Raw genomic sequence first — 23899 nt, 5'->3', positions numbered from 1 at the left:
GCCCTCCCTTCGTCACACCCCCGCCGCCGAGTCTCATCCTGATTGACGCTGAGTCTCACCTTGATTGTCGCCGCGCACACCGCGCATTTCATCTTCGGCCGGAGATATCCCATTCCATCGCCGGAGCGCCAGCGTTCTCGATACGACCGAGGTCGCTTTGGACGGGCATCGTCTTATCCGGTTGCCCGCCGTTCGCGAGCGAGACGACGATGTTGGCTGGCTCGCTTGACCAGTGTCGGCTTTTCATATGTGCGCTTCATCGCGAATCCCCTTGCTGAAGTTGGCCGTGACCTAGCGGCGGCAGCAGCGCCGTCATTTAAAAAGATTTTGGTCCCGCGGGCATATGTCTGTTTACCGACAGGCTTTCGCAGTGCTGATGATAGCGACAGCCCGTCGCCAGCTATGGGGGGAACAGGCGACCGGCTGAGCGGCAATCGCCAGTGACAGCTGGATATGACCGTGCAGAAACTGACACCGAGAGCGTCCGTTCCCGTTGAAACCTCGCACATATACAAAGGAGGGAGGCGGCGAATACGTTAGCCTTAACTGATTATAGACCGCGCTGTCCTATTCTGAGACAGCGCGGTCTTTCCATCGGCCGCGCAGGCGGCTCCGGCAACACCCAGCAGCCCACCCTGCCAGCTGTCGGAGCCGCCACCCAATAGATACCAGCAATGGTTGAATTAACTATTACCACGCATCCTCACCGGTGCATTTCGCCAATCATTACAATTTTGGGATGGGAGCGACCAACGTCGAGGAGCATGTTTCGCAGGTAAGACCAATGCGACGGAAATTGGACTTCAGTCGCAGGATCTCAAAATCGGTCGGAGCCCGCTCGCACATCCGCTGCTTGCGGGACTCCTCGACGCGGCCGAAACCGCCGGCTGGAGACGCCGCACCGCCGCTTCAACATTGATGTTCCTGGCCGCGCAGCAGGTATCGGCAACCGCTACGCCGGCCAAGGGCTGAACCGAAAGCTCGCCTGGCAGGCGAGATCATTTGAGATCCCTCGCTGCATCGACGAGCCGCATACGATGCAGGCGCTTAACGAGGGTGGCTGTGCCGGATGCCAGACCCAAACGGGAGCCAGCAGCGCGCCAGCGGCGCTGGCGACGCCCGCATCTACACAGCGCAGCGATCGGTATTAGCGCGGCGATTATTGATATCGCCTGATCGGCTGATCTCCTTACCTGGGGACATCAGCCGGCAAGTGCGCTCATGATCGCCACCAGCTCCTCAGGACTGTAAGGTTTAGCCAGGACAGGTCCAGCAAAGGAGAAGGGCAAGTTCTTTCCGTAGCCGGTTGTCAACGCAACAGGAACTCCCTTCGCCTGCAACACGCCCACTACGGGGTTTACGTCGAGGAAAGCCAAGTCGACGTGATTTGCCTCGACAAGCGTGAGCGCCTCCTGCACCCGATAGGCAGGTCCAACGACGGTAGCCCCGCAGCCCTCGAGGATCTCGCTGGCCTCGAGCGCAATAAGGAACTCATCTTCCAGGATGAGCACCGCGCGCCCCCGGAGAGATGTCGCGTTCACGCCATCACCCTTTGCAACGGGATCGAGATCGTGCAAACAAGACCGCTGGGCCGAAAGTCTCTGTCAACGGTCGCTTGCAGTTCTGCCCGCAGCGCCTGCTCGATCAACAGTGAGCCAAAACCGCGCCTTGCCGGGAACTCGCACGGCGGGCCGTTCTCCTCCGCCCAGTTGACGATCACATGATCCGACAAATCCTGCCAGGCCAGCTTTACCAAGCCCGTCGCATCCGAAAGTGCCCCGTATTTGCAGGCGTTCGTGTATAGCTCGTGAATGACCATCGCCATCGTCAGAGCCTGGCGGGGGCTCAACTGGATCTCCGGGCCCGTCATTTGGATCCGAGTCCGGTCTGTTGGCCGGGATAAAACGGCCTCCCGCGCCACTTCGCCGAGGAAGGCCCTCTCCCAGCTCCGCTCGGCCAACAGGTTGTGGACATGGGCAAGCGCTTTCAAACGGCCTTCGAAGGCCGACAGAGTGGCCGGATCGCTCGTTTTGAAGGTCTGTTTCGCCAGAGACTGGACGACGCCCAAGGTGTTTTTGACCCGATGATTAAGCTCATTGATCAGAAGGTGTTGGTGCTCCTCAAGCTGCTTGCGTTCGGTGATATCAGCGGTAACGCCGACCAGTCTGACTGGCTGTCCTGAGGCATCGAATTCGAACCTGCCACAGACCTCTAACCAGCGCAGTTCCCGGTCCGCCTTGCGCATGATCCGGCAGACCAGTCGAAACGACTGGTCCTGCTGACCTGCTTTCCGCAGTGATTCTTCCAACAGCGGGACGTCGTCCGGGTGAAGGAAAAAACGGGTAAACTCCGACTTGCCGGGGCTGGGCTCATCTGGATCAAAACCGAAGATGTCGTACATGCGACGGTTTTCCCAGATGGTCCTGTCGGTCGTCATGTCCCATTCGAACACGCCCAGGCCGGCGCCTTCCACCGCGATGAGCTGCCGCTTCACACTCTGCTTCAGGCGATCCTCCGCCCGCCTCAGGTCATCAATGTCCGTTGCCGTGCCAAACCATTTCTGAACCTCACCGTGATCACTGATCGGCGTCGCCCGGCTCAAGTGCCAACGCGCATCACCGTTGCGCATCACTAGCCGGTGGGCAATTTGGTAGGGCTGCCCGGTTTGCAAGGCTAGGTTCCAGGCCTTTGTGGTACTCTCAAGATCCTCCGGATCGATCAGGGAAGTCCAGTCAAAGTCGCCTTGGGCCCCCGTACGGCCCTCGACGTATTCGGAAACCCTGGTGTTGCAATAGTCCACCCGACCCTGACCGTCGGCCGTCCAGACCAACTGCGGCATGGCATCCGCCATATCCCTGAACCGACGTTCGCTTTCCTGTAGCGCCCTTTGCGCCCGCTCCCTTTCAGTGGCGTCGATATTGACGCCGATCATGCCCATGAATTTTGCCATCCGGCGCATAGTTGGGGCGGGCTTCCGTCTGCAGCACGCGGTATCCGTCCTCCGCACTGCGGTACCGCGCCATGAGCCCTACTCGTGATCTGGTCGCCAACGCAGTCGCCATTGCCGAGGCCACGTGGGGCGCATCTTCGGGATGGATGGTGTGTTGCCATTGGAAGGTCGCGACCTCGGATTCGTCGATTCCCCAGAAATCCCGCAACAGACCGTTCAGATGACTGCAATGTCCGTTGGAATCCGAGGTCCAGATCATCACGGGAGCGTCCTCGGACATCAGTCGGAAGCGCTCCTCCGACAGACGCAACTCGCGTTCGGCAAAGAGGCGCGCCTCTTCGGCACGCCAGCGTTCAATCGCAAACCCGACCTGCCGTGCAATCGTCACCGCGATCTCGTTTTCCCTCTCGCTCCAGGAATGCGGTGAGCCGAAATAGCTCATGAACTTGCCTACGACCTGTGCATGCGCCTCGATCGGGACGAACGCCAAAGCCCGAATGCCCTCTTGCGCGATCACCTCCTTCAGCCAAGTGGGTTCGTTGGTTTGCAGAATATCCGCAACGTAGATGGGGGCGACGTCGCGCTGGCCGGCTTTCCACGGGCTGTGTCCATCGACGGCCAGCCGATACCCGTCCGACAAACCGCGCCACGCAACAAAGCGCATGACGTAAGCCTCGTCGAACTGGAGAATTGAGGCCGATTTGCAACCCAGCGCATCGCAAATCGCCTCTAGAGCTGCGTCGAATACCTCATCCTTGGAGGTTGCCCGATACAATCGATCGGTCAGCCTGAGCAGGATCCCTGCGTCGCTCGTTTCCGACCCCGATTCTGCAGTCAAGCGATCTGTCCCCGATGCGCGCATCCCCACCGCCGAGCACCAAAATAAGACTTTGCTCACGTAAGCTAAGCTCGCTCTGGGAATTGGCAAGGGTAGCCGGAACCGGATTTTCGCTGATGCCCCGCAGAGGCGATTTTCGGATTGGCGGCGAGGTTCTTGACCGCGCCATGACCGTCGGCAAACATAAGCGCATGGGGAGCCGCGACGCGGGGATCGCAATGCAGCTCAATGCTGAGCTTCAGAAATTTGCCTTGGCATATCTGCCTCGCGCCAGAGTACCCCTCGCGCGTTCGACAGCTATGGGCCTTGCAGCCTTCGCTGTCGCGCTCCTACTCCGACTCGGCCTTGCGCCATGGATACGGGGGCTGGCTTTCCTGACGTTTTATCCCGCCATCCTGATAGCCAGCCTGTTCGGCGGCTCCTGGGCTGGGATCCTCGTCCTGGGTCTTGGCGTGGCCGTCGGAAGCTCCCTCTGGCTGGAACCGATCACATCGCCCGAATGGGGCGTGGGAACGCTTGTCGCCGTACTGGCATTCCTGACGTTCGGTTGCCTCATGATCGCAGCTGTCAGCCTAACCCACGCGTTACTTTTTGCACTGCGGGACGCCGAAGAACGCGCCTCGCTGGTCGCGGACGAGATGCGCCACCGGATCACCAACCTTTTCCAGTTGGTGCAATCGATCGCACGTTTATCGGCAAAGAGCTCAGACACCACAGATGAGTTCATGCACAATTTTACGGAGCGTCTGAAGGCGCTCTCTGAAGTTCAGTCAGGAACGGCAGTAAACCCGAGGGGCATCTCGTTACATGGGCTTCTCGAAGCAATGGCGGCGACATATGGCAGTGACCGCCTATCCTATCGGGGCCCTGATGCCAGCCCTCATCCAGACACGACGCTCATGCTGGGACTTGTTCTGCACGAGCTGGCGACCAACGCCACGAAATACGGTGCATGGTCGGCGAGCGAGGGCCGTGTTCACGTCAGCTGGGACATTCAGGACGACGTGGTTCGGATGCGATGGCAGGAAAGTGGCGGCCCAATCGTGCTTGGAAAAGCTCGAAACGGGGCAGGCACCCGTTTGCTCGACAGCGCCTTCCGAGGAGCAGGCGGGAGCGTAAGCTGGCTCCCTCAGCCGGAAGGCCTCATCGTTGAAATTGCCTTCAGGCTGACTGACAGGGGCTAAACAGGGAAGCGACAAATTCGGAAGACGCCGCAAGAATAAACGCGTCGTCGTCAGCTCTGCCTTAACACCCCGCCAGGCATGCACCAGTTTCGGGCTTCGCCAGCCCGACAGAGCAGCCCAGCTGCCACCCGAGGCAAGTCTCTATTATGAGCCAGCCGTTCGGCCCCGACAAAGACTTTAGACGAGTAACTTTCAGCTAGTATCCCGCGGTGCCTATCCCTGCTTCACACCCGTGCCGAACGCAATAGAGTGCCCAGCAGAGCGCCCGATACCAACCGGGCGCTCGAGTTCCTCGCGCTCTCGAAGCCTGCAGCACTACCGCCCAGTTCTAAGCCCTTCGTCTGACCGAATAGCCGTTGTGATGACGCAGAATTCTCTGAAGTAATAGCAAGCGCTCTCTGAAGTCGTGCCAATGTTTATAGAACTGTGAATTGAGCCCCGAATTCGGTCGCGGGCAGCTTCGAATGGATCGGGGTCAATTGGCCGGCAGGAAGAATAGCTCGAACACGGCTTTGCCAGCTTGTCACGAAGCCGTCTTGGCGCAGGGGCTGCGCCTGTGTTTGGTGGTGTCTGGTTCTTCGCTGCCTCTTCGGTACGATTCTCACCCACCATTCAGCTCGAGTCACGTGAATGGCGCTCGGCCGAATACGACGGTTCGAGGCTGCTGCGATTCAGGCTGACGCCAGGTTTTGCGACGTGCGGTGAAGGAGACATTATATGTCCGAACTACTTTGGACCCCGGGCATTGGCGGGAGCCTTGGAAACGACGCGACTTGGTTCGGCTCCTGGTCCTCCCTCAAAGACCTTCAGACGATCGGCGACGGACCGGTCCCAACCGCTGGAACTGGCGCTCCGGCTGCCGATATTGACAGCAGGCCAAGGGCTTCGGCGATCGAGGAACCGACTCCCGATTCCGGCAGTCTTGCTGCCGGAATCGGCAAAAGCATTCATAGCGATGGCCCGGATCTAGCCGCGACCAGAATCGATGCCCTCATTGCCGCCTGCACTTCGACAGGCGGGATCAATGCCGGCCTGAACGGCCTTGCGGAAGCTGCAGCCAGAATTGGTATTCATCTCGACGGCACCTTTCCTGAGAGCGCGACAGGATATGCCTCGGGCTTATGGCATCGTGCGGGCCTCCCAGATGCCACCCACGAAAACACCAGTGCCGGTGCCGCATCCACGACCGGCACCGCAACGGCGAGCGCATTGACCGCCACCAGTGCCCTGGGGGCCGACCCGGTGTTCGAAACGAGGATCGCGACCGCAGGGGACGACGTCGAGGAGAAAGGCTCCGGCTCGATTTCGACCAACATCAACGATCTGGAGTTGGGTTTTGACAGCAGCACCCGCCAGACGGTCGGTCTCCGCTTCACCGGTATCGATATCCCGCAAGGCGCGATCATCACCAGCGCCTACATCCAGTTCCAGACCAACGAGGTGAAGACAGGCGCGGCCTCGCTGCTGATCAAGGGCCAGGACACCGACGACGCAAGCGCCTTCACCAGCACCAGCTTCAATGTATCGTCACGGGCAACGACCGACGCGTCGACGGCTTGGACGCCGGCCCCGTGGACCACGGTGGGCGAACACGGCTTGGCCGAGCGCACGCCAGACCTTACGGCTATCGTCCAGGAGATCGTCAGCCGCTCGGGCTGGGCGGCGCTCAACGACATGGCCTTCCTGATCACCGGCACCGGCACGCGCACCGCCGATTCCTACGAATACAATCCCGCCAGCGCGCCGCTGCTGCACATCGAATATGTCTTGCCGGGATCCGGAAGTCCGGTGGCCTTCAACACACCGGCCGATGCCGATCCCGCTGCCAACCAGATCGCCGAGCTCGCCGCGGCGGGAGCATCCACCGGGATCACCGCTTCGGCAACGGATCCCGATGCCGGCTCGAGCGTCACCTACAGCCTCAACGATGCACGCTTCGCTATCTCCAATACCGGTGTCATCACGCGTTCGGCCCTTGGCACACTCGACTTCGAAACCCAGTCGTCCATCAACCTGACGGTGACGGCAACCTCTTCCGACGGCAGCACCGCCAACAAGAGCTTCACCCTCGCTGTCCTCGACAGCCCGGAGCCTGTAAAGTTCAACGCGCCGCCCGATGCCAACACCGCGGCCAATCAGATCGGCCAGAACGCTGCCGCCGGTACTGCCGTCGGCATCACCGCCTCGGCCAAGGATCCCGATGCCGGTTCGACGGTCATCTACACGATCGACGACACGCGCTTTGCCATCAATTCCAGCACCGGCGTCATCACGCGATCGAGCAGCGGCACGCTCAACGCTCAGTCCGAGCCGACGATCGATCTCCACGTCACAGCCACCTCGTCGGACGGCAGCGTCGCCACGCACACCTTCACCGTCGACGTCACCGGCGGCAGCCAGTTGCCGACATCCGTGACCTTGGCGCACACCATTCTGACTTCGCAGTGGTCGCCGCCGAGCCCCGACCCAACCGATATCGTCTATATCTCCCACCTCGGCACGCTGCTGGTGGCCGATAGTGAGGTGGAGGAGATGTCGATTTTCACTGGCCAGAATCTCTTCCAGATGAATCTGAACGGCACCCTGACGGGCACGCTCACCACCATCAATTTCTCCGATGAGCCGGCCGGGGTCACCTACAATCCGGCGAACCACCATCTCTTCTTCTCGGACGATACCGGCACGAAGAGCGTCTACGAGTTGAACCCGGGCAAGGATGGGCTTTACAACACCTCCGACGATATCGTGACCTCGTTCAGGACCGCCGCGTTCGGCAGTACGGACCCCGAGAGTGTAGCCTACGACACCAACCGCGGCGTGCTCTATCTCGAGGATGGCACCACCCATAGCATTTACACCATCGCTCCGGGCCCGAACGGCAGATTCGACGGCGTCCCAAGCACGGGGGGCGATGATGTCGTGACGAGTTTTTCTACACAATCGCTCGGCACCCCTTCTGACGGCGGCATCGCGTATGATCCGGTCCACGACCTGCTTTATGTCATCGTGTCACGCACCTCCGTGGCAATGGTGACGCCAACCGGGGATCTGCTGGGCACACTCGACATCTCCGCCGCCAACGCGAAAAAGCCGGCGGGACTTGCGCTGGCGCCGAGCAGCGACGATCCGAGCCACCAAATGAGCCTCTATGTCGTCGATCGCGGCGTGGACAACGACTCGAATCCGACCGAGAACGACGGCAAGATCTATGAATTCCATTTGAACGATTGGCTGCTCGCCTGATCGGGCGGCCGAAATAAGTTTGATCTGCCGAACGTGCGAGCGCAGCGGAAGTGCCGTGCGCGTAGCACTTCCTTGAAGCATAGCCGGGTTACCAACGCGATCGGTTCGATGGAGCGTTTCGTTTGCGCACCAGCGGTTATGAAGCCCTGTTGCCTGGCTGGCGACGACCACACTGCACGGTTTCGGACCTTCCGAGTTGACCTCGGCCTCCAGGGCCACTCCGGGGCAGGCAGCGCTCGGTCGGCCACAGGGGCAATGTACTCACGCGTGCTGGGCGGACAACCAGTCGTATATTGCCGCCGCACGCAGTGCCGCCGTTCGAGCGGACGACCAGAGCCGTCATGGTATGGCGCGATTACAAGAGCAATTTGGGGTGCCTCCAGCTCCCCTAAGGAGCTGCCGCTCGATAGCCGAGCTGTGGAACAGTCGACCACAGAAGTATCTTCATAAGTTTGCGCGTTCTGCCCCTGCTCCACAAGCACGGCTGCGCCGGCAAACAGTCCCGCAGCGATCCCGAGCAAGATTGCCCATCCACCTTGAGCGTTACGTATGTCTTCGGAGCTCCCAGCCCGGGGGATCTTCATTGTTTCATGTGGCGTCCATCCCTTTCTCGCTCCGATACCGAGACGTGGTCGATCAGGTGCAGTGCGGCTCCAGGATAGACGCAGTCGTTTGTAGGATTCGTGTGTCTCGAGTCACTCGCTGAGGGCGCTCAAAACAACAATCCGGGAGGAGCTCTCGTTTAAAGTTGACCTAAGTCGGAAACTGTATTTGTCTTGATCCATCGGAGGTTGATGAACGCTATGGTCTCAGCATCGATATACGATAATCCGTCACTATACGACTGCGTCGTACCGCCTGGTCCCTGCGACGGATTCTATCGCGAATTAGCTCAAAAAACTGGCGGGCCTGTGCTCGAACTGGCCTGTGGCACAGGCCGGCTGACCGTTCCCATGTCTGTGGATGGGCATGAGGTCGTTGGGCTGGACCGTTCCGCGCGGATGCTGAGGGCAGCGCGTGAGAAGGCGCGCGCACGAAACGTCAATCCGACGTTCGTACTTTCTGACATGAAGGACTTTCAGCTTCAGCGGCAATTCGCGTTGATAGTACTCAGCTGTAACTCCCTGGCTCATCTAATCACCGATGACGCCCTCTCAGCCTGCCTTATTCAGATCAGGAAGCACCTTGCGCCTGGTGGTCTATTCGCTTTTGACTTGGTCAATCCCAACCTTTTAGAGCTCTCCAGCACGTATTTGGAGCCGCAGGTCATAGCCGACGAAAACTGTGCGAGAGAAATCCTGGGGTACGATCCAATCTCACAAGTCCAGATTGTCCGGTTCTCGACCACCACGCGCGGTTCATCGAAGGCGTTCCTGCCAGTTCGCCTGCGCGTTATCTTCCCTCAGGAGATCGAGCCACGCCTTCGTTCAGCCGGCCTTACGCTGTTGAGACGTTATGGAGACTTTGAAGGCAAGCCACTCGGAAGCGCCAGCTTAAATCAAGTCTGCATAGCCACCCGCACATTCGCGGATGTGAGCATTTCTGATTTAGGTGCGACGCATGCCGCTGCCTGATCTGATGGAGGAAGCGCGAGTCATCCTCGGGCCGTCTGACCTCGAAATGCTCGGCCGAGTTCTCGATGACACAGCGACGCCTGGAGAGGACGACCGCGAACGCGAGGCGCGTGCATCGAGGATACTGGCGTACTTTCTCGCTGGGATTTCCGACGAAGCGCAACTCTGCAGGCTCGTCAAAAGAGACGTACTCCGCAACTAATCCCTTACGAACGCAGGCACTGCTACGTAACGGCCCGGCATCACCCAGCCTGATGCCGGGCCGTAAGGAAGTGCTCCCGCGGCCGCTCTTCCTGATCTCATGGCGCCGAGCCTCGGGAGGCGCCATGTGACAGCATCTCGTTTGCACAGGCTACCAGCGGGATCGTCGACGTCGAATGCTGCTGCCGCGCCTGCGATAGCCACACCTCTCGGCTCTCCTGAGAAAGCCCCTTCATCGCGGCGCGCGCCGCCGACGTGATCTCAAACGCGCCGCAAGAAGCACACTGGAACTCAACTTTGCGGGTCGTAATCTCGACCTCCAGAGCCGTTCCTGCACAGATTGGGCATTTAGAGGGAAAGTACCTTCTCGCAAATGATAGAATGTTCATTCGTACAGGTCTCTCTGAAATCTCTCGGAAGGCGAAACAGCTAAACCGGCTGATAGGCGGCTCCGGCGGATCGCGGGCGGTATGCAGCAATTGATTCTGGGCGGTGATCAACCTCTTATCTTGTGAGCCACATTTCTCCGCGTAGCGACTTCGATTTGTTTTGCTTCCACTTCGAGCCGGTCCGGCGCGGCAGAGCCCATCAAGGCGTAGGCCGTACCTCCCGATTGCCAGTAGACTGTGGGAACCCGACCGTCGGTGGCCGGGGTCGGTGGGACTGCGTCCTCGCCGTTCATCGGGGCCGCGACCAGGGTGATACGACCAACGCTTGGTGTATCAGCCGTCACAACCAGGCTTTGTTGGCCATTCCAGGGCTGCACCTGGACATCTTTAACCACCCATACTGATGGAAGGGCCGGCATGCTGACGTTTACGGCGCCAACCAGCCGTTCGATCTTGTCCTGCTTTGGCTCCGCGCCTTTTTCCGGGCCAGCATTGAGCTGTGCGACTCGCAAGGCGTCTCGCGCGGCCAGGATGAAGGTTTCGTCAGCCGTCTGGCCGCCCTGGCGAAGCGGCACGGTTAATGAATTGGCCGACCAGCCGATCGCCATCAGCGCGACCGCGGCGACCTGAAAGCGGAGCAGGCCAAGCACCTTCCTGCGGCGAAACGCTCCTTCTAGTCGCCTCGCCTTGTCCACGCTCGCACTGGGCGGGAACAGCCGCCGCGGCTGGGAATCGCGCAACGCCTCCATAGCCTGTGCGTGAGCAAAGACCTCCGCCGCCAGTTCCGGCTGACGTGCAAGCCGGGCTTGCAGGTCGGATCTCTGCGACGGTGAAAGCTCGCCATCCAGCAGGCGATTGATGTCCTCTCCCGAAATCTTATCAGTGGGCCACATCGCGCCCTCCCACGATCTTGAAATGACGGGAAGACTCCCCGTCCGTATTTTCCAGGTTGTGCTTTAACGCCGCGCGAGCCCGGCTCAGGCGGGACATCACCGTTCCTGACGGCACGCCCAGCAGCTCGGCCGCTTCCGCATAGGTGAAGCCCAGCACCCCGACCAAATGCAAAATTTCGGCCTGATCGGCCGGCATTCTTGCAAGAGCTCTCCTCACATTGGAGAGTTCCACCGAATACTCCTGCGAAGGCTGCAGGGGGCACTCAGTTACATGTGCGAATGACGCCACACGGTCTTTGTTGACACTGGCGCGGCTGGCATGTGTGAGAAATGTGTTGCGAACGATCGTGATGAGCCAAGGCAGCAATGGGCGAGAGCTGTCGTAGGTGGAAGCCCTTGAGAGGGCGCGGACAAGCGCCTCCTGAACCAAATCATCCGCCTCAGAATCATTGCCGGTCAGGACGCGACCGTAGCGCCAAAGATCCTCGAGGTGCGGTACGACGTCCAACTTCGTTTTCATATCACCAGAGCTGTTTCTACTCCTCGAGCCACCCGTCGCGCAAAGCAGCGAGAGAAGCGGCGCAGCGGTCAGGGACAGGGACAGGCAACCGCTGGGCCGGATGGGAGCGTATTCCTCCCGACTGCAAGAACCGAGAGCCACGCATCTTCGTTGCTTGCGCCGCTCCCTGTGTCGGACGTGGCCTTAGAAAGCTTACGCTTTCGTGCTCACCTTCCTTGCATCATTTACTAAGGTCAGCCGAAAACTATTCCATCGAATTTTCGATGTCGGACTGCGACCAGCAGCAGAGCCCGCGGCCCGGCCAGCATGGGTGCCTGGTGCTGCATCGCTTCGCTTACAAGGCCGAACTTCGTAAGGAGCAAGGTTCCAAGGAGTTAATTCCGCCCCGCTTGTCGCTTATTGAGGGCGTGATGCGCTTGCCGCCGCAGACGGCGCATTTCATTCTCGGCTTCAAGTCCCATTCCATAGCCGGGCATCACGGCCGAAGCAGTCGCGTAGGGCCGGCAGATCGAGCTTTTAGTGCCGATGGCAATCGAGACGGCCGCCAGTGATGGACATACCCGCGTCGATCAGCTCTTGAAGGGTCCAGCCGGCACTCATTCCGGCGATGTAGGCAGAGAAGATCCAGATCGCCAGAACGGCTGGAGCCCACTCGTGAGGGAGGGTCGAGTAGGCTCCGTTGCTTGCCTATCAGACGGCTCGGACAGAATGGGAGGACACCGTGCCGTCGGACCTATAACCGATTACCCGTGCCGATGTTCCCGGTTCAAAAAGACGAGGTCAGCCCAGCCCTCTAAGGCTTAGCTAATGAAAGCCGCCACTCTAGCCACGCGCTTCGCCACAGCAACGCGGACCTTTTACCCGCGCGAGTGATCCGAGGCCGCAGTCGCGCTACGCTCTCCGTCGCTTAGACGGCCCTCGTAATAGGTCAGCTTCGTCGGTGTGCCGTCATCAAAAGCTTGGAAGACTTCCCTACCCAGATATTCCCGCTGCTCGCGATCCTTCTTGGCTAGGCCTCGCTCGTTGCACAACCGGTTAAACCCGCTGGAGCATGTCCAGATCAGCGGGCCCGTAGACGCCACTGCAACGCGACAATGACATGATCGTCGCTCTCGGCGAGGCATCTGCCATCATCTCACAGAAAGGTCGCATTGTGGATCGGATTCGGGCCTCAGTGATTAAACAAAGGAGCGGTCGGTTCCTTCAGGAATGTAGCCGTCTCAGTGGCAACCTAAAAAGCCCGTCGCTTACGTTGATTAGCTGCGGCGAGCTCTCATTAGCTACCACTAAAAAGGTGGATGCCTACCATTGAACGGTGGCGCATGGGCTTCATGCCTTTCCGCTAACAAACTGGAGCACCCGCCTACGTGCGACACTTCAAAACCCTCTTGCTGAAATGGACCCTCATTTGGGGAGGGCAGCCGCGCGCCCTCATTCAAAAATGATTGAGGTCCCTGCGCAGGCATCTTCGCCGTGTCAATCGGCCAGGCCACCCCCACGATGCTGCATCGCTTCGCTCACAAGGTGAAACACGCTATCGACCTCTTCGTATATTTCTTTGGGCGCGATGCCCTGACGCCCGGCAGAAGCAAGGAGTTCAACGACAAGATCGGCAATGGTTCCAGGGTCGTCGGTGCTCACGTTTGGCAGATGGTCTGCCATCCATCGGTCCAGAAATTTCAAAGCGCGCGCGCTCATGCGGGGGAAAAGCCGGCCGCGATCTTAGGGTTCCTTGCTCGAGCAGCGTCACAATGAGGGACGAGCGGGGCTCCGGCGTCTCGCGGAACCAGCGGCGCGCCTCGGGATGAATCGCGCCGCGAAACCAAACCTGCCGACGTGCGGAAGGTTCCCCGATGCGACCGAAGTCGGAGCAACTGACGCTTTGGTCCCAAAGCTGAAACTAAATCCTCGCCATAGCATTGGATGGAGCCGGCGAGGAAATGCGTCACCTTCCTCGTGGGCAGCCGCTAGATCGATGCTCGCTATCCCGTTGGGGTGACGGGCATCGTCTTTTACCTGCATTATTCGGGTCGCCGCTTCGCCCAGGAACAAAGCTCCCTCGATCTCTGTTCAGAAGGGAATGGACGGAGCGAGGTCGCACATGAAGGCCTATCGGGTGGAAGAAATGGACCGGCACAGCGTCGTGGCGGGTCGTAGCATCAACGCCAATACTCCATGGGTGGCAGCGGAAATGGCCACAGGCAGTGAGGTCACGAACGCACGCGGTGACGAACGGCGCTGGATCCGGGTCACGAATGAGGCAGACGGGGTTGTCAACAGGTACGCGTTCAAGGACCGGCGGTGACCTTCTATTCCTCGCGAAAGTCGTGCAGCTTCGCGTGACGTAACGTGTGCTCGCCGCGCAGGAATTTCACCTGGCCGGTAATGCCTGGCTCAACCCATTCGACATCATCGGCGAAGGCACTCGGTACCCTCTGCGCTGGCTAGGAGGTCCTGGCTGCCTGGACACGCCTCCACAGCCGTTCCCTGAGGCCGCTGGGCAGCGTTATAAACTGCCATGCCGGCATATCGGCCGCCAAGCGCCATGATCGCCGCTGCGGGCTCCCCAGGCTCCCGCTTGATGCCGAGCAGATCGAAATCGCCGATCTCCCAGCACTTGGTCTTCACCCAGAAATCCTGTTTACCGCTGCGATAGCTGCTGGTGCGGCGCTTCGAAACCATGCCCTCGAGGCCCATGTTCTCGACGGCTTCGAAGAAGGCGGCGCCGTTGCCCTCGACATGGTCGGAATACTAGATGATGCCTTTTGCCGGCTCGATCAGGTCCGATAGCCTGGCCTTCCGCTCGATCAGCGGCAGAGCACGAATATGCTCGCCGTTGAGGTAGAGGAGGTCGAAGGCCACAAACGCGAGCTGTTCGGCATTCCATGTCATGCGCGAATGCATCTCATGGAAGTTCGGCCGCCGTCGGGATCCGGCGCGATCACCTCGCCGTCGATGATGAACGATTCCGCTGGCAGCTTTTCGGCTGCGGTGACGATCGGCCAATAGCGCTGGGACCAGTCATGCCCGTTTCGCGAGAATGCCCTCACAGCTGCCCACTCGCGGACGAGCTGGGTGCGGAAGCCGTCATATTTGATCTCATGCAGCCAGTCGTCGCTGACAGGCGGTGTTTCGACCTGGATAGGCTCAAGCGGCTTGATGAACTTCAACCGCTCTCTGGTATTACGCATGCATATACCCAACAACGGCGATTCAAGTCGCGCGCGGCCGATCGGTTCCAAGCATTTTAGCGAATTTGTATGTAGTATCCGTTATTCGCGGTCTACCGCGCCAAGCTTCTTCGCGGTTCGCGATGGCTTCGAAGATCGCCTCCTAGACGCTATCGACTTCCTCGTGGATCTCGGCGGCCGGGATGCCTTCTCGCTCGGCCGCCGTCACCAGCTCATCGGCTAGGACGGTCACGGCGAGGGGATCGTCAGTCGTCGCGTTCGGCAGGTGTTCTGCCATCCGTCGGTCGACGACGTTGATAACCTAGTGTGCTCATCAGAGCCATAGGTCCGCGCCGGCGTTTGGGGGGCGAATATTCAACCAAAAGAACCCTGCTAATATGTTCCAGGCGCAGCGATCCTGCCCTGCCGACAAACATCGAAAGGCCCACGCTGGCGAAATCTGTCGAATTTTCACCAGTCGCTGAATGCGTTTGCTAACGAGCCATAAGAACCGGGAGGCCGGCGTCGTCAATCAAAGACCGGGTGACGCCGCCGAACATCCGCTCGCGCAAACGCGAATGGCCGTAGGCGCCCATGACCATGAGCTCGGCGCCAGTGTCGACGGCGTGCTGGCGCAGCACGTCGGCGACCGAGTGGTTTGAACTTGGCAGTCGGTCCACAGTCACCTTTACATCATGACGGGAGAGATAGGTCGCCACATCCGCCCCGGGTTCCGCACCGTGGTGCCGTTCGCCCTCGATCGGATCGATCATGACGATGCGCACCTCTTCGGCTGCCGAGAGGATTTCGAGCGACTCACGCACGGCGCGCGACGCCTCCAGGCCGGCGTCCCATGCCACGAGGACACGTTTCGGCTTCAACGTCGCGGACGCTCCTTTGGGAACAAGCAGGATTGGCCTTCCAGACGAAAACAGCGCGCCTTCTATGACTTTCTCCTTGAGCGTTTGGCTCGTCAGCAAGTCTGGCCCAAGGACAGTTAGATCGGCGTAACGCGCTCGCCGGCCAATGACCTCGTCCGCCCATGCATGGTCCGGGTAGTCATCACTCAGGTCCGTCGATACGGGGCTCGCCGACAGAATTTTGGAAACGGCCGAATTCCGTTTCTGCAGCATTTCCATTTCGGCTTCTCGCTCCGCGAGCCAAGCCGGCGAAACCACCTCGGCATATGCTCCACCAGAGGGAGGCGCCGCAATAACCAGAACAAGCACCGAGAGATGAGCGTTGATTTCTTCGCACAGGCGGGTGGCAAGCTTCAGATCTTCGTCTCCCTGATCGGCCCCTGTAACCGTAAGCAATGTCTTGAATGGCATGGCGGCAACTCCTTGTTTCGGGAAGTTCATCGAGGTCGTAGCCGTAGCCAGGTGTTCGGAAACCGTCCTTGCGCTGAATCAAACCGATCCCCTCTCGAGATTGATCTCGGTCAACGTTTGCGTGTGCGACACGCATTAGCGTGAGCCAATGGTTGGAGGCGGATCAAATGAGATTCGGGACGACGATGGGTTTCCTGGCGCTGACCCTGAGCGCCGCGCGTCTCTATCTCGACGTCCACAACATCACACGCGCGGGAGACAGGCTTGCCCTGGATGGATCGGGCGAACTGGTCGACGCCGTTATCGAGATGGTTCGCTTCGATCAGTCGCAGCTCCTCGATCGCATGGCCGCCGCGGGGAAGTTGACTTCCGCGCTGCTGACGAGCGTGGCGCGCATGATTGCGCAATACCACCGCGGCGCCGACGTGATCCATGCCGGCGGCGGATCGGCGAACATCGGCGGCGTGCTTGAAATCAATTCGGCCGGATTTGCGACAAGTCATGTCTTCGACGGCAAGGAGATTGAAACGCTCGACGCAACTTTTCGCGCCGGCCCTCGCCCGCCATGCCGGCCTGCTCGACCGGCGCGAGGCGGCGGGCCGCGTCCGCCGCTGCCATGGCGACCTGCATCTGCGCAATATCTGTATCCTCGAAGGCGAGCCTCGCCTGTTCGATTGCATCGAGTTCAACGATCAGATCGCCACCGTCGATGTGCTTTACGATCTCGCATTCCTGCTGATGGACCTATGGCATCGCGGTTTTCCGGAGTTCGCCAATCTGGTGATGAACCGCTACCTCGACGATGCCGACGACGAGGACGGCTTCATCCTGCTGCCTTTCTTGATGGCGGTGCGGGCGGCGGTGCGCGCTCACGTGACCGCGACCCAGGTCGAGGAGGGCAGCCAGAACTCGACAAAGCTGGTCGCCGAAGCGCGATCTTATTTCCGACTCGCTCACATCCTGCTTACCAAAACGCCGCCTCGACTCGTCGCGATCGGCGGTCTGAGCGGGTCAGGCAAAACGACGGTGGCTGCGGCGCTTGCGCCGCAGGTCGGCGCGCCACCCGGCGCCCGGATCGTCGAGAGCGACCGCATCCGCAAGGCCATGCATGGCGTGGCCGCGGAAACGAAGCTGCCAGACAAGGCCTACCGCCCCGGCGTGTCTCAACGCGTCTATCGCCAGATCGCCTGGCGTTCGGAGCTGATCCTTGCCGAAGGCGGGTCCGTCGTCGCCGACGCGGTATTCGACAAGCCGGAGGATCGCGAGAGGATCGAGCGCGCCGCAAGCGAGGCAAACGTTCCGTTTGCGGGATTTTGGCTGGTGGCAGATCCGTCTGTACTTTGGCGTCGTGTCAGCGAGCGAAAAGGCGGACCTTCGGATGCCACGGTCGACATCCTGTCACGGCAATTGCAGCGTGACGCCGGCGCATTGACGTGGCGCGAGGTCGAGGCGGACCGAAGGGTGGCCGAAATCACTGCCGAGATGGTGCCCTTGATTGAAGGCAAGGTCTCAGTTGCAAGCAGCCTCAGAAAGACGGGATGAGATAGGCACTGCCGCCGCTTAGCTGACCTCCAGCCTCGCTACGGACAAGCCCGGCTCGCTCGCATGGTGCGCAACCGAAAAGCCGAACTCCCGGCACATTGTGAGCATCTTGCTATTTTCGTTGAGGATTATGCCTTCGATACGACCGGTGCCATCAGCCTTCGCATAGTCAATGAGCTGTTTCAGCAGGTCCCATCCGAGGCCATGGCCCTGCAGGTCCGACCGGACGAGCAAGGCATATTCACCGGTCCTGTGATCGGGGTCGCAGGAAAGCCGACCGATTCCGGCCAGCCCTCCGGTGTCCTTTTCCAGCGCGACGAAAGCGATGTCGCGGTCATAGTCCAACTGGGTGAGCCGCTTCAGCATCTGGTCCGGAAAGTTCTTGCGCAGTGACAGGAAGCGTAGCCGCAGATCATCGGGCGAAATCTTGGCCAGGAACGCGGGATAGAGCGTTACGTCCGACGGCATGATCGGCCGGATGTGGAAGGAGAGGCCGTCGGATAGAAAATCGCGACTCCACTCCGACGGATAGGGTCTGATCACAAGAGCCGGATTTGGCGCTGCTTCATCCACCCGGCTCGGATCGATTTCGATTCGGGCGTCGAGCGCTATCGCACCCTCTGCGTCCGCCAGTAGAGGGTTGATGTCGAGGGACGCCAGGCAGGGAAAGTCGACGATCATTTGCGACAGCCCGTTGAGCGCGGCGATGATCGCGGCTCGATCGGTTGGCTTGCGATCGCGATAGCCGGCAAGCAGGCGGCCTATCCTGGTCGCGTCGATCGCGTCGGCGGCCAGCACGTCGTCAAGCGGCGGCAGGGCGATCGCGGTGTCGTTCACAACCTCGACAGCTGTGCCGCCGGCGCCAAACAGAATAACCGGCCCGAACATCGGGTCCAAGCTCATCCCCAAAATGAGTTCCTGCGCATGTTTGCGCGCGACCATTGCTTGCACGGTGTAGCCGTCCGGCTTCGACCCCGCCGCCAGCGCACGCAAGCGCGTCTCGATCGACCGCGCGGCCTCCGCGGCCTTCTCGGGGGTGGCAATGTCAAGAACCACGCCACCAACGTCCGACTTGTGCGAGACCGCCTTCGATAGCAATTTGACGACCACTCTTTCCGAGCTTTCGAGAAGCTTGCCGGCTGCCCGCGCCACTTCCGCAACCGAGCCGGCGACAAGGGTTCTCGGCACGGCGATACCGTAGGCGGCGATCGCCGCCTTTGCTTCCGGCTCCGTCAGCATGCGCCGCCCTTCGCTGGCCACCTGCCGGAAAATCGCATGAGCCGCGGCCTTGCCGTCGACCCGGTCATCACCTTGGTTCGAGGGCGTCCGCAGGAGCGCCCGCTGGGCCCGCGACCATTCGCTGAGATAGGACGCCGCGATCGCCGCGTCCTCCGGCGTCTCGAAGCTGGCGATGCCGGCTTCCGTCAGGACGCGTCGGCCCTCTCGCGCGGTATGCTCGCCTAGCCAGCACGCGAGAAGCGGCTTTCCACCGATCTCGCCCTCGTCGCCAAGCTCGGCCACCGTCCTGGCCGCGTTTGCAGAAGAACCAAGCCCGGTGGGGCAGTTCATCACCAGGATGACGTCCGTCCCCGGATCCTCCGCCAAGGCTTCGAGCGCTGCCCCGTAGCGCTCCGGCGCCGCGTCCCCGACGATGTCGATCGGGTTCGCATGCGACCAGGTTGGCGGCAGCACATGGTCGAGCCGTGTGAGCGTCGAAGGCGCAAGTTCAGCCAGCTCGCCGCCACGATCGACGAGCTTGTCGACGGCAAGAACGCCGGCACCGCCGCCATTGGTGACGATGCCAACGCGTGCTCGCTCGAGCGGAGCGTGGCGCGCGACCGTCTCGGCGGCATCGAGCAACTCCGCGAGATCATCCACACGCAGCACCCCTGCCCTGCGCAGGGCGGCGTCGACCACCCTGTCCGCGCCCGAGAGCGCGCCTGTGTGTGTCGCCGCTGCCCTGGCCGCCTGCTCGTGCCGGCCAGGCTTGATTGCTATGACCGGCTTGAGGCGCGCCGCGGCCCGCGCGGCCGACATGAACTTGCGCGGATTGGGTATCGTTTCGAGATACATCACGATGGCTCGCGTGTGGAAATCACCCGCCAGCATGTCGAGGCAGTCGCCGACGTCGACGTCCGCCATGTCGCCAAGCGAGATGATCCGGGAAAAGCCGACATTGTTCTCTGCCGCCCAGTCAATCAGCGATGTAGCGATCGCGCCGGACTGCGAGATCAGCCCGATGTTCCCCGGCCTGGGCCTCATCTGTGCAAAGCTTGCGTTGAGCTTCGCCGGGGGAACCATCAACCCAACGGTGTTCGGCCCAATGATGCGCATGAGCGAGGGTCGGGCGGCATCCAGCATTGCCTGGCGCAGCCCGTTCCCTTGATTGAGCCCCGCGGTAATGACGACGGCTACTCGTGTTCCCTTCTCAGCCAGCTCGCGCACGATACTGGGTACGGTGTCGGGAGGGGTGACGACCACGGCCAAGTCGGGAATGCCCGGCAGATCGGCCACCCTGCCATAGCAACGGTGGCCGGCCACCTGCGAGTATTTTGGATTGACCGGCCAGATCTCCCCTTCGAAACCGCCGCCGACGATGTTGTCGAAGACAACGCGACCGACCGAACCGACGCGCCCGGTCGCGCCGACGACGGCGACGGATTTCGGTGAGACCGCGTATTCGAGATTTCGGACTGTCATCTCGCGAGCCTCCTTGCCGCTACATTCACTGAAGGCGCCATGCGTTCATTGCGCTGGATCAAAGCATCGCCGCTCCCCTTGCGGCTAGCTAGAGCTACGCTGCAACCAAGCTGCTCTGCTGGGGAAGGTTGTCCGCCGAAGGAGAATCCGATGACTTATTACTTCAGCAAAAGCCTCGACATGCCGTTCGCCGCGGCGGTCGAACACGTCACCAAAAGGCTTGCCGGCAAGGGCTTCGGCATCCTGACCCGGATCGATGTCCAGCATACGATGAAGGTCAAGCTGGGCGTCGACCTCAGGCCATACATGATCCTCGGCGCCTGCAACCCGCATTTTGCGTGGCGCGCGCTGCAGGCCGAGGACAAGATCGGCGCGATGCTGCCTTGCAACGTGATTGTGACCGAGATCTCGCCGGGCAAAGTCGAGATTGCCGCTGTCGATCCGGCAGCGGCAATGGGAGCCATCGAAAATCCGGCACTTGCCGCAACAGCAAAGGATGTTCGGCTGTTGCTGCAGGAATTGATCAGCGAACTTTGACGGCCGACGCCATGGACGAGCCCGCACTGCGGCGTGCGCTGCTGATCATCGCCATAGTGGGTCTGGTACTTGGGCTTGGAGTTTGGCGGAGCGGTATTGGTCCTCTTTCACCCGAAACAATCTGGACTGCGGCAACCCTGCCCGTCGTAACCGGGCTCGCAATCTCCATCTTGCGCGATTTCTGGATCGGCCGGATCGGCGTCGACGCGATCGCGCTGGTTTCGATGTCGGCGGCGCTGCAGCTTGGACAGCCTCTGGCGGCGGTGGTTGTCGCCATAATGTATGCCGGCGGCACGGTGCTGGAAGACTTTGCGCGCGGCAGGGCGGAACGCAATCTCAGAGCGCTGACCGACAGGGCGCCGCGCGTGGCGCATCGCAAATTCGCACATGGCACCGACGCGGTTCCGATCGAGCAAGTGGCAGTCGGCGACGAGCTTCTGGTTCGCGCCGGCGAATTGCTACCGGTCGACGGGATCCTGATCGACGCTTCGGCCGTGTTGGATGAATCGACCGTCTCCGGCGAGCCCCTGCCGGAGCGTCGCGGCGCCGGCGACGCATTGCGCAGCGGCACAGTCAATGCTGGCGAAGCCTTTGTCATGCGGGCTTCAGCCGTCGCCGACAACAGCACTTACGCCGCGATCGTGCGGATGGTCGCGGCGGCGCAAACGGCCAAAGCGCCATTCATCCGCATCGCTGATCGTTTTGCACTGCTCTTGCTTCCGGTCACGCTGCTGCTCGCCGGTATCGCCTGGCGACTTTCAGGTGACCCGATCCGCGGCCTCGCGGTGCTGGTGGTCGCCACGCCCTGTCCGCTGATCCTCGCGGCGCCGGTTGCATTCATCGGGGGCGTGTCGCGCGCTGCCCGCGCCGGCATTCTGATGAAAGGCAGCGCGGCGCTTGAGGCGCTCGCCCAGATACGCACCGCAATCTTCGACAAGACCGGGACCTTGACGCTTGGCGGCGCCGAGCTGATCGAGATCGACGTCGCTCCGGGCCAGCATGCGGATGAACTGCTGCGGCTGCTTGCCTCGCTGGAACAGGCCTCCCACCATGTCCTTGCGGATTCGATCGTTCGCATCGCCCGCCATAGAAAGCTGACGCTTTCCCAACCTTGCGATGTCTGTGAGCATCGCGGAGAAGGCCTCAAGGGTCTGGTGAATGGGATCTCCGTCGCCGCCGGGTCGAGGCCACTTGTTCTTGGGGGCGAACAGCTGCCGAGATGGGCGAAAACTGGAGAAAAACGGCACCGGAGCGCCCAAGTGCTGAGGGTGTTCGTGACTTTGGACGGCCGACTTGCCGGTATCTTCACATTCGGAGACGCCATACGCGCGGATGCTGTCGAAACGGTTGGCGCTTTGCGTTCGGCAGGCGTCACACGGATAATCATGCTCACGGGTGACGATGGTGCAGCCGCTGAAAAGATCTCCGCCTCGCTCAAACTCGACGCCGTGTTTGCCGATGCCACGCCGGCGGACAAGGTCGGAACGGTCGAGGCTGAGAAAGCGACGGCGCCGACGATGATGGTCGGCGACGGCATCAACGATGCTCCTGCGCTCGCCGCGGCGACCGTTGGCATCGCGCTGGGAGCTCGCGGTGGGACAGCGGCATCGGAAGCCGCCGATGTTGTCCTGCTGACCGATAGCCTGCAGCCAGTTGCGCAAGCATTGCGAATCGCCAGGCGCACGCGCGGCATCGCCCTGCAGAGCATCATCATCGGACTGGCCCTTTCGGGCGCCGCGATGATTGCGGCCGCCATGGGGCACCTGACGCCGGTGGCAGGCGCCTTGCTTCAAGAGGGGATAGACGTCGCCGTCATCCTCAATGCGCTGCGTGCGCTCGGCGAGGGGCGCTTGGAACACAAAAGGAAGTAGGAGCTGGAAAGGCGATGACGCAGGATAATCTGGTAGTTTGCACCAAATGCGGCGTGGTCAATCGCCTGCCGCCTAGCCGCAACAGCTCAGACGCCAAATGTGGGAAGTGCGGCGCCCTGTTGTTTTCGGGACTTCCGCAGGACATCAACGCGGCGAACTTCGATCGTCAGGTCGAGCGCGGCAGTCTGCCCGTCCTCGTCGACGTCTGGGCTCCCTGGTGCGGTCCCTGCAAGATGATGGCGCCGGCCTATGAAGCGGCTGCCAAGGACCTTGAGCCTCACATTCGGCTGGTCAAGCTGAACTCCGACAAGGAGCAGGCCATTGCGACGAGGCTGGCTACTCGCGGCATCCCCACCATGATTCTTTTCACCATCAGCATGAGATTGCCCGTATCTCGGGTCCGATGAGCACCAGCCAGATCGTCAATTGGGTTCGCAGCCACGTTCCGACTGGGGCAACTGAGCTCTAGCCAGCAACCGAGCCCCCGTTTGATCCTGGTCAAGGTGGCGCCCCCGGCGCTGCGTTAGGAATTGCCTGAAAAGGAGTATGCCATGACCACGTTGCAGGATCTTACCCCGAACTTCAGGACCATCCGCCTGCTTCTGGCTCGCGAAAAGAGCCATCCTGAGGGCGATCGCGAGGAAGGCTATGACGTGCTGGCCCCTCTCACCGATGAGGGACTGTTGAATGCCGACGAATGGAAATCGCACAAGGGTTTCTGCCGTGTCCGTCGCTTCCGCACCGGTGAAGACGATCTCATCGGCCGTTTGCGCCGCAAACCCGGCGGGCAATGGTATTTTGACTATGCCGAGGGTGATCGTGACGACGAGGTTGGCTTCGATCTTGGCGACGAACGCTTTGTGACCGGAGAATACGTCTCGATCACTCGCAACGGAGCCATGCACACATACCAGGTCGCCCGCGTGGAACGACCCTAGCAGTCCTTGGTGGGAGCG

The 23899-nt window shown here is 61.0% G+C and carries 22 protein-coding genes and 1 pseudogene; 10 read left to right on the top strand and 13 right to left on the bottom strand.

The features are described from left to right. Window positions 1-1202: 1202 nt before the first annotated feature. The 3 genes from EOD29_RS26295 to EOD29_RS26285 are packed head-to-tail and all read right to left on the bottom strand — an operon-like array spanning window position 1203 to window position 3788. Window positions 1203-1541, bottom strand: coding sequence for a response regulator (locus EOD29_RS26295; protein ID WP_164763846.1), 339 nt, complete (start codon window positions 1539-1541; stop codon window positions 1203-1205). Continuing rightward, window positions 1538-2938: a sensor histidine kinase gene (locus tag EOD29_RS26290; protein ID WP_164763845.1), complete on the bottom strand. Its 1401-nt coding sequence runs from the start codon at window positions 2936-2938 to the stop codon at window positions 1538-1540. Before EOD29_RS26290 ends, EOD29_RS26295 begins: the two co-directional genes overlap by 4 nt. Next, on the bottom strand, window positions 2904-3788 hold the full coding sequence (locus EOD29_RS26285) for a GAF domain-containing protein (protein WP_164763844.1): 885 nt from the start codon (window positions 3786-3788) through the stop codon (window positions 2904-2906). The genes EOD29_RS26290 and EOD29_RS26285 overlap by 35 nt, the downstream gene beginning before the upstream one ends. 167 nt (window positions 3789-3955) lie before the next feature. On the opposite strand from EOD29_RS26285, the gene EOD29_RS26280 reads away from it, so the two are divergent. The 3 genes from EOD29_RS26280 to EOD29_RS26270 all read left to right on the top strand — a co-directional run bounded on the left by EOD29_RS26280 (window position 3956) and on the right by EOD29_RS26270 (window position 9789). Then, a complete protein-coding gene (locus EOD29_RS26280) occupies window positions 3956-4972 on the top strand; it encodes a sensor histidine kinase (protein ID WP_206520500.1) in 1017 nt (338 codons plus the stop codon). A gap of 1209 nt (window positions 4973-6181) precedes the next feature. Beyond that, window positions 6182-8215: an RTX toxin gene (locus EOD29_RS26275; protein WP_245475442.1), complete on the top strand. Its 2034-nt coding sequence runs from the start codon at window positions 6182-6184 to the stop codon at window positions 8213-8215. Between the two features lie 794 nt (window positions 8216-9009). Beyond that, complete coding sequence (locus EOD29_RS26270; protein ID WP_127248370.1) at window positions 9010-9789, top strand: class I SAM-dependent methyltransferase; 780 nt, start codon at window positions 9010-9012, stop codon at window positions 9787-9789. Between the two features lie 697 nt (window positions 9790-10486). On the opposite strand, the gene EOD29_RS26260 is transcribed toward EOD29_RS26270, so the two are convergent. Together EOD29_RS26260 and EOD29_RS26255 are read right to left on the bottom strand one after the other, a co-directional pair. Then, window positions 10487-11272 carry a hypothetical protein gene (locus tag EOD29_RS26260; RefSeq protein WP_127248368.1) on the bottom strand — a complete coding sequence of 262 codons (786 nt, stop codon included), beginning with the start codon at window positions 11270-11272 and terminating at the stop codon, window positions 10487-10489. Further along, on the bottom strand, window positions 11259-11780 hold the full coding sequence (locus EOD29_RS26255) for a sigma-70 family RNA polymerase sigma factor (protein ID WP_245475441.1): 522 nt from the start codon (window positions 11778-11780) through the stop codon (window positions 11259-11261). The genes EOD29_RS26260 and EOD29_RS26255 overlap by 14 nt, the downstream gene beginning before the upstream one ends. 275 nt (window positions 11781-12055) lie before the next feature. On the opposite strand from EOD29_RS26255, the gene EOD29_RS26250 reads away from it, so the two are divergent. Then, window positions 12056-12343: a hypothetical protein gene (locus tag EOD29_RS26250; protein ID WP_127248366.1), complete on the top strand. Its 288-nt coding sequence runs from the start codon at window positions 12056-12058 to the stop codon at window positions 12341-12343. A 925-nt stretch (window positions 12344-13268) separates the two neighbouring features. On the opposite strand, the gene EOD29_RS26245 is transcribed toward EOD29_RS26250, so the two are convergent. After that, complete coding sequence (locus EOD29_RS26245; RefSeq protein WP_245475440.1) at window positions 13269-13454, bottom strand: hypothetical protein; 186 nt, start codon at window positions 13452-13454, stop codon at window positions 13269-13271. A gap of 439 nt (window positions 13455-13893) precedes the next feature. On the opposite strand from EOD29_RS26245, the gene EOD29_RS26240 reads away from it, so the two are divergent. Further along, window positions 13894-14097: a hypothetical protein gene (locus tag EOD29_RS26240; protein ID WP_127248364.1), complete on the top strand. Its 204-nt coding sequence runs from the start codon at window positions 13894-13896 to the stop codon at window positions 14095-14097. A 104-nt stretch (window positions 14098-14201) separates the two neighbouring features. Here EOD29_RS26240 and EOD29_RS37300 read toward each other — a convergent pair whose 3' ends face one another. From EOD29_RS37300 to EOD29_RS37290, 6 genes are all read right to left on the bottom strand, one after another. Then, complete coding sequence (locus tag EOD29_RS37300; RefSeq protein ID WP_245475439.1) at window positions 14202-14489, bottom strand: hypothetical protein; 288 nt, start codon at window positions 14487-14489, stop codon at window positions 14202-14204. A gap of 54 nt (window positions 14490-14543) precedes the next feature. Next, window positions 14544-14684: a hypothetical protein gene (locus EOD29_RS37930; RefSeq protein WP_281059230.1), complete on the bottom strand. Its 141-nt coding sequence runs from the start codon at window positions 14682-14684 to the stop codon at window positions 14544-14546. Next, on the bottom strand, window positions 14681-14983 hold the full coding sequence (locus EOD29_RS37295) for a hypothetical protein (protein WP_281059229.1): 303 nt from the start codon (window positions 14981-14983) through the stop codon (window positions 14681-14683). The genes EOD29_RS37930 and EOD29_RS37295 overlap by 4 nt, the downstream gene beginning before the upstream one ends. Before the next feature lie 142 nt (window positions 14984-15125). After that, complete coding sequence (locus tag EOD29_RS26230; protein ID WP_127248363.1) at window positions 15126-15260, bottom strand: DUF768 domain-containing protein; 135 nt, start codon at window positions 15258-15260, stop codon at window positions 15126-15128. 196 nt (window positions 15261-15456) lie between these two features. Beyond that, window positions 15457-16293 (bottom strand): universal stress protein, encoded by an 837-nt coding sequence (locus EOD29_RS26225; protein ID WP_127248362.1) that lies wholly within the window; start codon window positions 16291-16293, stop codon window positions 15457-15459. 110 nt (window positions 16294-16403) lie between these two features. After that, on the bottom strand, window positions 16404-16796 hold the full coding sequence (locus tag EOD29_RS37290) for a hypothetical protein (protein WP_245475438.1): 393 nt from the start codon (window positions 16794-16796) through the stop codon (window positions 16404-16406). A 19-nt stretch (window positions 16797-16815) separates the two neighbouring features. Between EOD29_RS37290 and EOD29_RS26220 the strand changes: the two genes are divergently transcribed. Further along, entirely contained in the window at window positions 16816-17835 is a 1020-nt protein-coding gene (locus EOD29_RS26220) for a bifunctional aminoglycoside phosphotransferase/ATP-binding protein (protein WP_245475437.1), read from the top strand. 18 nt (window positions 17836-17853) lie between these two features. Here the strand turns inward: EOD29_RS26220 and EOD29_RS26215 are convergent, their stop codons facing one another. Further along, the gene (locus EOD29_RS26215) at window positions 17854-20535 is read right to left on the bottom strand and encodes a bifunctional acetate--CoA ligase family protein/GNAT family N-acetyltransferase (RefSeq protein WP_127248361.1); all 2682 of its coding nucleotides are present in this window, start codon (window positions 20533-20535) and stop codon (window positions 17854-17856) included. 150 nt (window positions 20536-20685) lie between these two features. On the opposite strand from EOD29_RS26215, the gene EOD29_RS26210 reads away from it, so the two are divergent. The 4 genes and pseudogenes from EOD29_RS26210 to EOD29_RS26195 all read left to right on the top strand — a co-directional run bounded on the left by EOD29_RS26210 (window position 20686) and on the right by EOD29_RS26195 (window position 23881). Continuing rightward, a complete protein-coding gene (locus tag EOD29_RS26210; protein ID WP_127248360.1) occupies window positions 20686-21072 on the top strand; it encodes a DUF302 domain-containing protein in 387 nt (128 codons plus the stop codon). An 11-nt stretch (window positions 21073-21083) separates the two neighbouring features. Next, entirely contained in the window at window positions 21084-22943 is a 1860-nt protein-coding gene (locus tag EOD29_RS26205) for a heavy metal translocating P-type ATPase (protein WP_127248359.1), read from the top strand. A gap of 14 nt (window positions 22944-22957) precedes the next feature. Next, window positions 22958-23412, top strand: a pseudogene (gene trxC, locus EOD29_RS26200) (thioredoxin TrxC). Between the two features lie 82 nt (window positions 23413-23494). Then, a complete protein-coding gene (locus EOD29_RS26195; protein ID WP_127248358.1) occupies window positions 23495-23881 on the top strand; it encodes a hypothetical protein in 387 nt (128 codons plus the stop codon). Window positions 23882-23899: the final 18 nt, after the last annotated feature.

The sequence above is a fragment of the Mesorhizobium sp. M1A.T.Ca.IN.004.03.1.1 genome (assembly GCF_003997555.1).
Lineage (GTDB): Bacteria > Pseudomonadota > Alphaproteobacteria > Rhizobiales > Rhizobiaceae > Mesorhizobium.
This window is presented reverse-complemented; position numbering and strand designations above follow the sequence as displayed.